The organism is Luteitalea sp. TBR-22, from assembly GCF_016865485.1.
Taxonomy (GTDB): Bacteria; Acidobacteriota; Vicinamibacteria; order Vicinamibacterales; family Vicinamibacteraceae; genus Luteitalea.
Genome location: NZ_AP024452.1, coordinates 5,075,575 through 5,087,556, shown reverse-complemented (window position 1 = coordinate 5,087,556; position 11,982 = coordinate 5,075,575). Strand labels below are relative to the sequence as shown.

At 71.2% G+C, this 11,982-nt stretch carries 9 protein-coding genes; 8 read left to right on the top strand and 1 reads right to left on the bottom strand.

What is annotated here, in order from left to right; all coding sequences use genetic code 11:
• The 7 genes from TBR22_RS21165 (at position 1) to TBR22_RS21135 (ending at position 7,365) form a co-directional block, all read left to right on the top strand.
• Complete coding sequence (locus tag TBR22_RS21165) at positions 1 to 714, top strand: 2Fe-2S iron-sulfur cluster-binding protein (RefSeq protein WP_239489824.1); 714 nt, start codon at positions 1 to 3, stop codon at positions 712 to 714.
• Positions 711 to 1,253, top strand: a complete 543-nt coding sequence (locus tag TBR22_RS21160) for a hypothetical protein (RefSeq protein ID WP_239489823.1) — start codon at positions 711 to 713, stop codon at positions 1,251 to 1,253. The genes TBR22_RS21165 and TBR22_RS21160 overlap by 4 nt, the downstream gene beginning before the upstream one ends.
• Positions 1,254 to 1,264: 11 nt before the next feature.
• Positions 1,265 to 2,734 carry a Ni/Fe hydrogenase subunit alpha gene (locus tag TBR22_RS21155; protein WP_239489822.1) on the top strand — a complete coding sequence of 490 codons (1,470 nt, stop codon included), beginning with the start codon at positions 1,265 to 1,267 and terminating at the stop codon, positions 2,732 to 2,734.
• The gene (locus TBR22_RS21150; RefSeq protein ID WP_239489821.1) at positions 2,731 to 3,255 is read left to right on the top strand and encodes a hydrogenase maturation protease; all 525 of its coding nucleotides are present in this window, start codon (positions 2,731 to 2,733) and stop codon (positions 3,253 to 3,255) included. Before TBR22_RS21155 ends, TBR22_RS21150 begins: the two co-directional genes overlap by 4 nt.
• Before the next feature lie 23 nt (positions 3,256 to 3,278).
• A complete protein-coding gene (locus TBR22_RS21145) occupies positions 3,279 to 3,971 on the top strand; it encodes a DUF429 domain-containing protein (RefSeq protein ID WP_239489820.1) in 693 nt (230 codons plus the stop codon).
• A 100-nt stretch (positions 3,972 to 4,071) separates the two neighbouring features.
• A complete protein-coding gene (locus TBR22_RS21140) occupies positions 4,072 to 5,430 on the top strand; it encodes an HD-GYP domain-containing protein (RefSeq protein WP_239489819.1) in 1,359 nt (452 codons plus the stop codon).
• A gap of 45 nt (positions 5,431 to 5,475) precedes the next feature.
• Positions 5,476 to 7,365, top strand: a complete 1,890-nt coding sequence (locus TBR22_RS21135; RefSeq protein WP_239489818.1) for a pyrroloquinoline quinone-dependent dehydrogenase — start codon at positions 5,476 to 5,478, stop codon at positions 7,363 to 7,365.
• A 23-nt stretch (positions 7,366 to 7,388) separates the two neighbouring features.
• Here the strand turns inward: TBR22_RS21135 and TBR22_RS21130 are convergent, their stop codons facing one another.
• Positions 7,389 to 8,300 carry a hypothetical protein gene (locus TBR22_RS21130; RefSeq protein ID WP_239489817.1) on the bottom strand — a complete coding sequence of 304 codons (912 nt, stop codon included), beginning with the start codon at positions 8,298 to 8,300 and terminating at the stop codon, positions 7,389 to 7,391.
• A 332-nt stretch (positions 8,301 to 8,632) separates the two neighbouring features.
• Between TBR22_RS21130 and TBR22_RS21125 the strand changes: the two genes are divergently transcribed.
• Entirely contained in the window at positions 8,633 to 11,953 is a 3,321-nt protein-coding gene (locus TBR22_RS21125) for a S41 family peptidase (RefSeq protein WP_239489816.1), read from the top strand.
• Positions 11,954 to 11,982 lie beyond the last annotated feature (29 nt).

Below are 11,982 nucleotides of genomic sequence, written 5' to 3'. Positions count from 1 at the left end.
ATGGAACAGGGCCTCGTCGAACTCACGCTGAACGGCACCATCGTCCGCGCCAAGGACGGGCAGAGCATCGTCGAGGCGGCGCGCGACAACGGCATCTACATTCCCACGCTGTGCGACTACAAGAGCCTGCCGCCGGCCGGCACCTGCCGCATGTGCATGGTGAAGGTGGGCAACCGCATCATCTCCGGCTGCACGACGCCGGTGGCCAACGGCATGGTGGTGGAGAGCGAGAGCCCCGAGCTCAGCGACCTCCGCAAGGGCATCATCGAGATGCTGTTCGTGGAGGGCAACCACATGTGCCCGAGCTGCGAGAAGAGCGGCGACTGCGAGTTGCAGGCGCTCGCCTACCGCTACCGCATGGACGTGCCGAGGTTCCCGTTCTCGTTCACCAACCGCAGCATCGACGCCTCGCTGCCGCACCTGATCCTCGAGCACAACCGCTGCATCCAGTGCCTGCGCTGCGTCCGTGGCGTCAAGGCGCGCGGCGGGCAGGACATCTTCGGCTTCACCGACCGCGGCCGCGAGATCCGCATCACCGTCGACACCACGCACCCCGAGTCGATGTCCGACGAGGTCGCGAGGAAGGCCGAGGCGATCTGCCCGGTGGGCGCCCTGATCCGCAAGGGGCCGCACTACACGACGCCGGTCGGCCAGCGGCGCTTCGACCTCACGCCAATCGGCACCGACGTCGAGAAGGGCGGGGAAGACGCATGAAGAAGCTCACCCTCGCGACGACGTCGCTGGCCGGCTGCTTCGGCTGCCACATGTCGTTCCTCGACATCGACGAGAAGATCCTCGAACTCGTGCAGCTCTACGACTTCCGCGCCTCGCCGATCGACGACTTCAAGAAGCTCACCGAACCCTGCGACGTCGGGCTGGTCGAGGGCGGCTGCTGCAACACCCACAACGTCCACGTGCTGCGCGAGTTCCGCAAGCACTGCCGCATCCTGGTGTCGGTGGGGCAGTGCGCCATCACCGGCGGCCTGCCGGCGATGCGCAACGGCATCCCGATGGCGGAGCTGTTCACCGAGTCGTACCTGAAGGGCCCGACCTGCGACTCGCAGATCATCCCGCACGACGAGGACATCCCCGCCATCCTCGATCGCATCTACCCGTGCCACGAGGTGGTGAAGGTCGACGCCTTCCTCCCCGGCTGCCCGCCGCATCCCGAGATCATCTGGGAGACGCTGAGCGCCATCGCCAGGGGCAAGCCGCTCACCGCCATCCCGTACGAGCACTTCAAGTTCGACTGACGAGGCGCCCGATGTCCCGCAAGATCACCATCGAGCCGGTCACCCGCGTCGAGGGCCACGGCAAGGTCACCATCCGCATCGACGACGACAACCGCGTCACCGACACGCGGCTGCACATCGTCGAGTTCCGCGGCTTCGAGCGCTTTGTCCAGGGCCGTCCGCTGTGGGAGGTGGTGGTCCTGGTGCAGCGGCTGTGCGGCATCTGTCCCGTGAGCCACCACCTGTGCGCCGCCAAGGCCATGGACGTGGTGAGCGGCGTGCGATCCGACCAGCTCACGCCCACCGCCGAGAAGATGCGGCGGCTGATGCACTACGGGCAGATGTTCCAGTCGCACGTCCTGCACTTCTTCCACCTGGCCTCGCCCGACCTCCTGTTCGGGATGGACTCCGATCCCGCGCAGCGCAACATCGTCGGCGTGCTCGGCGCCTACCCCGAGCTGGCGCGCAAGGCCGTGCTGATGCGCAAGTTCGGCCAGGAAGTGATCCGCGTCACCGCCGGCAAGAAGATCCACGGCACCGGCGCGCTGCCGGGCGGCATCAACAAGCACCTGTCGGCCGAGGAGCGCGACGCGTTGCTGGTGGGCACCTTCGAGTTCAACGCCGACCGCATGGTGGAGTGGGCGCAGGAAGGCCTCGAGCTGTTCAAGGCCCACCAGAAGGCCCACAAGGACCTGATCGACGGCTTCGCGGCGTTCCCGTCCAACTACCTGAGCCTGGTCCGCAAGGACGGCGCGCTCGACCTGTACCACGGCGGGCTGCGCGCGGTCGACGAGTTCGGCCAGAAGATCTTCGATCACGTCGACTACGAGGAGTACGCCAGCTACATCGCCGAGGAGACGCGCAGCTGGACCTACATGAAGTTCCCGTTCATCCGCAGCCTCGGGCGCGAGAAGGGCTGGTATCGCGTCGGCCCGCTCGCGCGCCTGAACACCTGCGACTTCATCCCGAGCCCGCTTGCGCAGGCCGAGTTCGAGATCTACAAGGCCTACACGATGGGACGCCCCAACGGCATGTCGATGCACATGCACTGGGCGCGCCTCATCGAGGCGCTCCACGCCGCCGAGGTGATCCGCGACCTGCTGAAGGACCCCGACCTGCTCTCCGGCGAGTTGATGACCACGGGCGTGCGCCGGGGCGAGGGCGTCGGCGTGATCGAGGCGCCGCGCGGCACGCTGTTCCATCACTACCAGGTGGACGAGCACGACCTCGTGACGATGTGCAACCTGATCGTCTCGACCACGAGCAACAACGAGGCGATGAACCGTGCAGTGCACTGGGTGGCCGACCACGTGATCAGCGGCCACGAGGACGTCACCGAGGGCATGCTCAACCAGGTGGAGGTGGCAATCCGCGCCTACGATCCGTGCCTCAGTTGCGCCACCCACGCGCTCGGCCAGATGCCGCTCAGGCTGCGCGTCGAGAACACGAAGGGCGAACTGCTGCGTGAGTTCGTCCGCGACTCCTCGACTCGCCCGGCATGACCATGCCGGCTGAGCTCACGGCTCGCGCGCTGCCTCGCCTCGCGGCCGGGACACGTGTGCTCGTGTTCGGCATCGGCAACCCCGGGCGCGGCGACGACGCGCTCGGGTGCCGGTTGGTGGAGGCGCTCGAGGACGCAGGCCTGCCGCCGGGCGTGACCCTCGACGCCAACTACCAGCTCACCCCGGAAGACGCATTGACGATCGCCGAACACGACGTCGTGGTGTTCGCGGATGCGACCGTGGCGCCCGATGCGCCGACGCCCTACACGCTGACGCTGGCCGACACCGCGGACACGCCGACGTTCTCGACGCACGCGATGAGCATCGGCTCGGTGCTCGCGCTCGCCAGGCAACTCAGCGGCCGCGTGCCGCAGGCCTGGACGATGGCGATCCCGGCATACGGCTTCGAGATCAACGACGTCCTCACCTCGCAGGCCGCCGCCAACCTCGCCTGCGCGTGCGACGATGTCCGCACCTGGCTCATGAGCCTGGAGCCGCACGTCGTGGGTTCTGAGCCCTGAGCCCCGAGCCCTGAACCCTGCTCATGAGCCTCATCGGCATCGACGGCTGCCGCGGCGGCTGGTTGTGCGTCGCCGACACCGATGGCGTGCTCGGGGCGGCGATCGTGCCGACGCTCGCCGCGATCCTCGACGCGCATCGTCCACGGGTCGTCGTGATCGACATCCCGATCGGGCTGGCCGAGCGCGGGCCACGGCGGTGCGATGCGCTCGCGCGCCGCGCGCTCGCCCCGACACGCGCGAGCAGCGTCTTTCCGGCGCCGGTGCGTGGCGCGCTGGGACACCCGACATACGAGGCGACATGCGCGGCGCACCGGGCGATCGATGGCCGCGCCCTGAGCAAGCAGGCCTGGTGCATCCTGCCGAAGATTGCCGAGGTCGACGCCCTGCTGCAGCGTCGTCCGGAGTGGCGGGGGCCGGTGCACGAGGGCCATCCCGAGCTGTCGTTCGCGACCTGGAACCACGGTGTGCCGTTGCGCCACGGCAAGCGCACCCCCGAGGGACGGGTCGAGCGTCGCGCGCTGATCGAGGCGCGGTGGCCCGGCGCCGTGGATCGGCTCACGCCTGCGCTCCCGCCAGGAGCCTGGGCAGCCGACGACCTGCTCGACGCCTTCGCCGTCCTCTGGACGGCGCACCGCATCGCTGCCGGGGAGGCCGTGCGCCGGCCCGAGCCGCCCGATCTTGACGGGACGGGCCTCAGGATGGCCATCACGGCGTAGGAAGGCTGAACGGCCACCCAGACCGAGTGCCGACCGAAGCGTTTCGCTACAGTGTGGCGCCCTGCCTCAAGTTGGCCGGCGCGCTGCCGACTGCGTGCCCATGACGCTGCGAGTCGCCCAGACCTCGTACTCCCTGACGGCGATCTATGCCGGCCTGTCGCACGCCCTCGACCTCACCGAGGGCCACCCGCGCGGCCACGCCGAGCGGGCATGCCGCATCGCCCTCGGCCTGGCAGCGGTGATCGGCCTGGACGAGGACCTGCGTCGCGACCTGGTTCACGCGACCCTGCTCAAGGACGCCGGGTGCTCGAGCAACGCGCTGCGCGTGTACGAGCTGTTCGGCGGTCCCGAGCACGGCGTGAAGCGCGCCGTGTGGGAGCGCGACTGGCGCCGCTTCGGCCAGCGGTTGCGGTACGCACTGGCGTGGACCGAACGCGGCGGCTCGCCCGTGGCACGCTTCCGCAAGCTGGCGCAGCTGGCCACCGACCCCGGCGGCGCTCGCGAGATCTTCCAGATCCGGTGCTCGCGAGGCGCCGAGATTGCCCGCCGGATCGGGTGCGCGCCACACGTGGCGCAGGCCGTCCACGACATGGACGAGCACTGGGACGGTGGCGGACACCCGCGCGGCCTGCGCGGCGAGGACATCCCGCTGCTGGCCCGCATCATGGGGCTCGCGCAGGTGATGGAGATCTTCTGGGGCCTCGGCGGGCCGATCGCCGCCATCGACGTGGCGCGGACGCGGCGCGGCACGTGGTTCTCTCCCGACCTGGTGAGCGCCGCCGAGGCGCTCGCCGCCGAGACCTCCGTGTGGGAGGACATGTTCGCCCCCGACCTCGTGGGCCGCCTCCTCGCGCAGATGCCCGCCGACGAGCGCGTGCACGTCGACGCGCCGCGGCTCGACCAGGTCTCGGAGGCCTTCGCGCTCGTCATCGACGGCAAGTCGCCGTACACCCACGATCATTCGGCGCGAGTGGCCGCCTACGCCGTGGAAATCGGCACGCGCCTCGGGCTCGACCACGAGGAACTCCGCCGCCTGCATCGCGCCGGACTCGTGCACGACCTCGGCAAGCTCACCGTGCCCAACAGCATCCTCGAGCATCCCGGCAAGCTCGACGATGATCAGTGGAAGGTGGTGCGGCAGCACCCGTCGTACACATTCGACGTCCTCGCCCGCGTGCCGATCCTCGAGGAGCTGGCGCTCGACGCCGCCAGCCACCACGAACGGGTCGACGGTCGCGGCTACCATCGCGGCCTCCCCGGCGAGCGCCTCTCGACCACGGCGCGCATCCTGGCCGTGTCCGACGTGATGGATGCCCTGGCGGCCGACCGCCCCTACCGGGCCGGCATGCCGCCGGAACGCGTCCTCGAGATCCTGCGGACCGATGCCGGGAGCCACTTCTGCTCCCGGTGTGTCGATGCGTGCAGCGTCGACCTCATCGCCGCGCCGCGGGCAGCGTAGGGGCCGATCTTCGGCATTCGGCATCGCGGCAGTACCATGGCCCCCGTGCGCGCCTCCGCCTGGCATCTCCTCGCCGCGACCCTCGTCGTCGCGGGCGTCCTCTCCACCCACGTCTCGACGCAGGCGCCCTCGTCGGTCCACGACAGCGCACGGTTCGCTCCCCTGGCCGACATCACGCGCCAGAACGTGACCACGCTGGTGCCAGCCTGGACCTTCCACTCGGGCGACTTCGCCGGCGGTCAGGGCCCCGAGCCGAAGGGCGCGGTGCCCGGCCTGCAGTCGCGACCCGTCTACTCGCGCGGCACCCTCTACGTCACCACGCCCTCCAGCATCGTCATCGCGCTCGACGCCGAGACGGGCAAGGAGCGCTGGCGGCACGACCCGCAGCAGGGCGCGACGAAGCGGTGCCACCAGCCGCATCGTGGCGTCGCGTTGTGGCCCGTCGATCACGAGCAGGCCAGCTCGCGCACCGTGCTGTCGGGGACGTGCGACGGCCGGTTGATCGCCCTCGACGCCGACACCGGCCGCCCGCGCAAGGGGTTCGGCGCCAATGGCGCCATCGACCTGCGCCCGGGCGCCGACGTGCAGCCCGGCGACGACTTCGCCGTCACCTCCGCGCCCGCCATCTTCAAGGACCTCGTGATCACGGGGGCGTTGGTGCCGGAGGGAAAGCCGCGCGGACCTGCCGGCGACGTGCGCGCCTTCGACGTGCGCACCGGCCGGGAGGCGTGGCGGTTCCACACGGTGCCCCGACCTGGCGAGCACGGGCACGAGACGTGGCCGCGCGACGGCTGGCAACGCCGCACCGGCGCCAACGTGTGGTCGTCGATGACGGTGGACCACGAGCGCGGGCTCGTGTTCCTGCCGATCGGGTCGCCGTCCTATGACTTCTACGGCGGCGATCGCAAGGGCCGCAACCTGTTCGGCAATTCGCTCGTGGCGCTCGACGCGGCGACCGGGACGCGCCGCTGGCACCAGCAACTGGTGCATCACGACGTGTGGGACTACGACCCGCCGTCGCAGCCGATCCTGGCCGACATCCCGCGCAACGGGCGGACCGTGCCGGTGGTCATCCAGCTCACGAAGATGGGCCTGGTGTTCGTCTTCGAGCGCGCCACCGGCCTGCCCGTGTTCGGGATCGAGGAACGCAGGGTGCCGGTGAGCGAAGTGCCGGGCGAGGAGACGTCGCCGACGCAGCCGATCCCGATCGCGCCCGCGCCGCTCGCGCGCACCACGCCGGTGACGCGCGACCAGCTCACCAGCGTCACGCCGCAGTCGCGCGCCGAGTGCGAGGCCCTGTTCGCCAGGGTGACCGCAGGCGGCCTCTACACGCCGCCGGGGCTGTCGCCGACGCTGCTGTTCCCGGGCACCATGGGCGGCGCCACGTGGTCGGGCGGGGCCGTCGATCCGGTGTCGTCCTACCTGGTCGTGAACACCAACGAGATCGGCGCGATCGCCCAGATGGTGCCGGCGCCGGCCGGGGCGCCGCTGCCGTGGGTCCGTGGGGGCGCGCTCGGCGCCTACGGGCGCTTCTGGGACAGCCAGCAGTTGCCCTGCCAGGCGCCGCCCTGGGGCAAGCTCAACGCCATCGATCTGTCGACGGGGAAGATCGCCTGGCAGGTGCCCCTCGGCAACGTGCCCGTGCTCGAGGCGCAGGGGATCACGGGAACGGGATCGTTGAACCTCGGTGGCCCGATGGTCACGGCGGGCGGCCTGGTGTTCATCGGCGGCGCCATCGACAGCCGCCTGCGGGCCTTCGACATCCGCACCGGCCAGGAGGTCTGGCGGGCGCAGCTGCCGGCCAGCGGCCACGGCGCGCCGGTCAGCTACCGTGGCCCGAAGACAGGGAAGCAGTACGTGGTGATCGCCGCCGGCGGCGGTGGCAAGTTCTCGAAGGCGATCTCGGATGCCTTCGTGGCCTTCGCGTTGCCGTGAACGGCGCGGTGGGACACCGCGCCCTACCTTTCCGGAATGACGAGGCCTTCGGGCGCCGGCGCGCCGATGGCCACGGCGGTGCCGCGGGGGGCGACCGGCTCGGCCTGCGTGGTGATGAACTCGTTGCGCGGGCGCCGGCCCAGCTCACCGAGTGGACGGCCCTCGCGATGCCACGGCCAGCGGCCGCTCGCCAGGTTGGCCATCGAGCGGTTGGGGGTGGCAAACGATCGGACGATCGCCCGCAACGGCTTCTGGCGCGTGCGCCGTTCGAGCCACACCAGGAAGTGCTGGTCGATGGCGTCTTCGGCGATGATCATCGCGAAGCCGCCGAGCGGCGTCGCCACGTAGTCGGTCCACCCCGTGGTCTTCGGGTCGAGTCCGACGTTGCCGATCGACGCCTCGCTGTAGGGACCGATCTCGAACTGCGTGCTGTAGGCGGCGCTCCAGGCGAGCGCCCGGGCGCGGCTCGTCCAGTAGCGCCTGGAGAGGCCCAGCGTGGCCTGCTCGGCGCCGGGATCGTTGTTGATCCACACCCAGCCGGAGGTCGCGCCCTGCGCCGGGTGGCCCAGGTAGTTCACCACCCACCCGTCGCCATCGCCCCAGGTGTGGGGCACGCGGACGGAGTTCGCGTAGTCCTTGAAGAACGGGCCGTCGAGCTCGCGGCGGGTCTTCTCCTGGAACCCGATGCGAATGGCGTGCTGCATGGTGAGCAACCGGAAGGAGTCGCCCACCGCGCCGAGCACGTTGGCGCCGCGCCGCGGCGCCGGGTTGGTGAACTGATCGCGGGACGGCTGGGCGCCGTCCATGTGCTCGGCCATCGCTTCTGCGAGCGTGCCCGTCGACTCCTGGCCGTGGACCTCGCCCGACGCCACCAGGCACGACACGACCAACGCCCCGACCCACCTGACCCACCTGCCACGGTTCGACCCAGTCACTCCGCCGTGAGCATCCGTCATGGCACCGGACCTGTACAGCTAGCCGTTGGGCTGTGGTGACCCGAATCGCGTGATACGGCTGAGCCAACTGGCCGACACCCGCGACGAACGGCCGGCACCCCGCTCACATCCCTGGCCGCTCCGGCGAGGCGTCCACCCACCCCAGCCATGAGTGGCGAATCGACGTCCAATCGTGACTTCTTGAAGCGAATCAAAGGCTTTTTTGCAGCCGCGCTCGGCTCGCGGCCGGCGCTGTGCTCCCTGGCGTCTGGCCCGCCGCTCCCGCCGGCCGGCCTGCGCCCATCCTTGCAATGGCCTGTCGCGCAGGCGTCATGCGTCGACATCCCTCCTTCGGCCCCGCCCTCCTCCTTGCCCTGCTGCTGGCCCGGGCAGGCGTGGCCGCGGCGGTCGACGAGCGCACCTACGCCCGGTTCCCAACGCTGTCCGACGATGGGGTGCTGTTCACGGCGGAGGGGGACGTGTGGCGCGTGCCACTGCGCGGCGGCGACGCCGTCAAGGTGACCAGCGCGCCCGGCGAGGAATCGCACCCCGCCGTGTCGCCCGATGGCACGCGCGTGGCGTACTCGGCGACCGTCGACGGGCCAACTGAAGTGTACGTCATGGGCCTCGAATCCGGCGCCACCCCCCGGCGCCTGACCTACGAGGGCGAGCAGGCGCTGGTCGTCGGCTGGACGGCCGACGGCGACGTGCTCTACGCGACGCGTCGGCACTCGGCCCTGCCCGGCGTGCAGTTGATGCGCATCGACCCCGAGTCGCGGGCCGTCGCGCCCGTGCCGCTCGCCCTGGCCAGCGACGGCGAGTGGGACCTCGGCGGCACCTTCTACTTCACGCGATACGCCTTCCAGGGCAGCTTCACCAAGCGGTACGAGGGCGGCGGCGCGCAGTCCATCTGGCGCCTGCGTCCCGGCGATCCGGAAGCCACGCCGCTCACCGCCGACCACGCCGGCACGAGCCGCGCGCCGATGCCGTGGCGCGGACGCGTGTACTTCGTGAGCGACCGCGACGGCACCATGAACGTCTGGTCGATGCGCCCCGACGGCACCGACCCTCGCCAGCACACCCACCACCTCGACTTCGATGTGCTGTCGCCGTCGATGCGCAACGGCCGCGTCGTCTACCAGCTCGGCGCCGACCTGCGGGTCCTCGACGTCACCAACGGCGAGGACGTGCTCGTGCCGGTGCGCCTGCCCGGCGCCCGGGCTCGCGACCGCGTCAGGACCATCGCGGCCCCGGCCGAGTGGATCTCGTCGACGCACCTGTCGCCCAGCGGCGACCGCCTCGTCATCACGGCCCGCGGACAGGTGTTCACCGCGCCGGTGAAGAAGGGGGCCGTGACGAGCGTTGCCCGGGAGCCCGGCGTGCGCTACCGCGACGCGCGGCTGCTGCCCGACGGCAAGACGCTGATCGCCGCCGCCGACCGCGCCGGCGAGGTGGAGGTGTGGACGTGGAGCGTGCCTCGCCTCCACTCGGGACCCGCCGCGACGTCATCGGCGGGGGCCGCCGCCGCGTCCACCGCCGCCCAGCCCACGTTCACGGCCGTGACCCGCGAGGGTGCCACGACGCGACGCGACGTCACCCCGTCGCCGGACGGACGGTTCGTGGCCCACCAGGACGCCGACCAGCAGCTGTGGGTCCACGAGATTGCCACCGGTGCCGGTCGGCTGGTGGCCACGGGCACGATGGGCGCGTTCCGCGACCTGCGGTGGTCGGCCGACGGCCGCTGGCTGGCGTACGTGCAGCCCGGCGCCAACGGCATGAGCCGCATCTGGATCTACGGCGTCGCCGACGGGCGCGCGCACGTGGTCACCACCGATCGCTTCGACAGCTACAGCCCGGCGTGGAGTCCCGACGGCGCGTGGCTCTACTTCCTCTCGGACCGCACGTTCGACAGCCTGGTCGTCTCGCCCTGGGGACCGCGGCAGCCGGAGCCGTTCTTCGACCGGCAGACGCGCGTCTACCAGCTGGCGCTGCGCCGTGACGCCCGCTCGCGCTTCGCGACGCGCGAGGAGCGCGCCGTGCCCGGCCGTGATCCGCTGGCCATCGCCGGCCCGAACGACGGGCGCATCGACCTGGAGGGCCTGGCGACGCGCGTCTCGGACGTGCCGCTGGTGCCCGGCAACTACGCGAGCCTCGACACCGACGGGCAGCGCCTCTACTTCCTCTCCTGGGAGGCAGGCGCGAGCGCGCGCAAGTCGCTGCGGATGATGCCGATCGACGACCGCCGCACGCTCGAGACAATCGCGACCGGCGTCGATCGATTCGAGCTGTCGCTCGATCGCTCGACGCTGCTGGTGGTCAAGGGCGACGAGCACTGCGTGGTGCCGGCCGACGGCTCGATCCCGGCCGACCTGCCGCGCGCGGCCGTGTCGCTGGCCGACTGGACGATGACGGTCGAGCCGCGCGCCGAGTGGCGGCAGATCTTCGTCGACGCGTGGCGGCAGCAGCGGGATGGCTTCTACGATCGCCGGATGCACGGCGTCGACTGGGCGGGCATGCGCGAGCGCTACGAGCCGCTGGTGGCGCGCGTGACCGACCGCGCCGAGCTCGGCGACGTCATCGGGCAGATGGTCGGCGAACTCTCGGCCCTGCACATGTTCGTGCGTGGCGGCGACCTGCCCAAGGCCGCCGACGTGACCTTCGCGTCGCTCGGGGCCGTCCTCGAGCGCGACGAGGCCCGCGGCGGCTACCGTGTGACGCGCCTCCACGTGGGCGACCCCGATCTGCCCGGCGAGCGCAGCCCGCTCGCGCTGCCGCAGGCCGACGTCCGCGAGGGCGACGTGATCACCGCGGTGGACGGCGTCAGCGTCCTCGTGCCCGACGACATCACGTTGCTCCTGCGGGACGCGGTCGACAAGGACGTCCGCCTCCGCGTCGTCGCCGGCGACACCGGCCTGGTGCGCGACGTGGTGGTACGCCCGATCTCCCTCAAGCGCGAGGCCGAACTCCGCTATCGCGCCTGGGAGCTCGAGCGTCGCCATCGCGTCGAGGAGGCGTCAGGCGACCGCATCGGGTACGTGCACCTGCGCGCGATGAGCGCGGCCGACATGGCCGAGTGGCAGCGGGCGTTCTACCCGGTGCACGGCCGCGAGGGACTCGTGATCGACCTGCGACGCAACACGGGGGGCAACATCGACAGCTGGATCCTGTCGCGATTGCTGCGACAGGCGTGGTTCTACTGGCAGCCGCGGGTCGGCGCGCCCCAGGCCAACATGCCGTATGCGTACCGGGGGCACATCGCGGTGCTGGTGGATCAGGAGACCGCCTCCGATGGCGAGGCCTTCGCCGAGGGCGTGCGTCGACTCGGGCTGGGCGTGGTGATCGGCACGCGCACCTGGGGCGGCGAGATCTGGGGCTCCGGTGGCAGCGGCCTGCTCGATCGCGGCATCGCGTCGGTGCCCGACACCGGCGTGTTCGGCGCCGACGGCAACTGGCTGATCGAGGGGCACGGCGTCGAACCGGACGTGGTCGTCGACAACCTGCCGCGGGCGACGTGGAACGGCGCGGATGCGCAGCTCGACGCCGCCATCGCCTGGCTGCGCGATCGCATGGCCGCCGCGCCGGTGCCACCGGTGGTCGTGCCGCCGTATCCCGACAAGCGCGCGCCGGTGGTGTCGAAGAGCACGTCACGTTGACGCCGCGATGCGGGCCGTGAACCTTCGTC

Coding starts and splice junctions, on each gene's coding strand:
- TBR22_RS21165 (WP_239489824.1), top strand. CDS start 1: ATGGAACAGGGCCTCGTCGAACTCACGCTGAACGGCACCATCGTCCGC.
- TBR22_RS21160 (WP_239489823.1), top strand. CDS start 711: ATGAAGAAGCTCACCCTCGCGACGACGTCGCTGGCCGGCTGCTTCGGC.
- TBR22_RS21155 (WP_239489822.1), top strand. CDS start 1,265: ATGTCCCGCAAGATCACCATCGAGCCGGTCACCCGCGTCGAGGGCCAC.
- TBR22_RS21150 (WP_239489821.1), top strand. CDS start 2,731: ATGACCATGCCGGCTGAGCTCACGGCTCGCGCGCTGCCTCGCCTCGCG.
- TBR22_RS21145 (WP_239489820.1), top strand. CDS start 3,279: ATGAGCCTCATCGGCATCGACGGCTGCCGCGGCGGCTGGTTGTGCGTC.
- TBR22_RS21140 (WP_239489819.1), top strand. CDS start 4,072: ATGACGCTGCGAGTCGCCCAGACCTCGTACTCCCTGACGGCGATCTAT.
- TBR22_RS21125 (WP_239489816.1), top strand. CDS start 8,633: ATGCGTCGACATCCCTCCTTCGGCCCCGCCCTCCTCCTTGCCCTGCTG.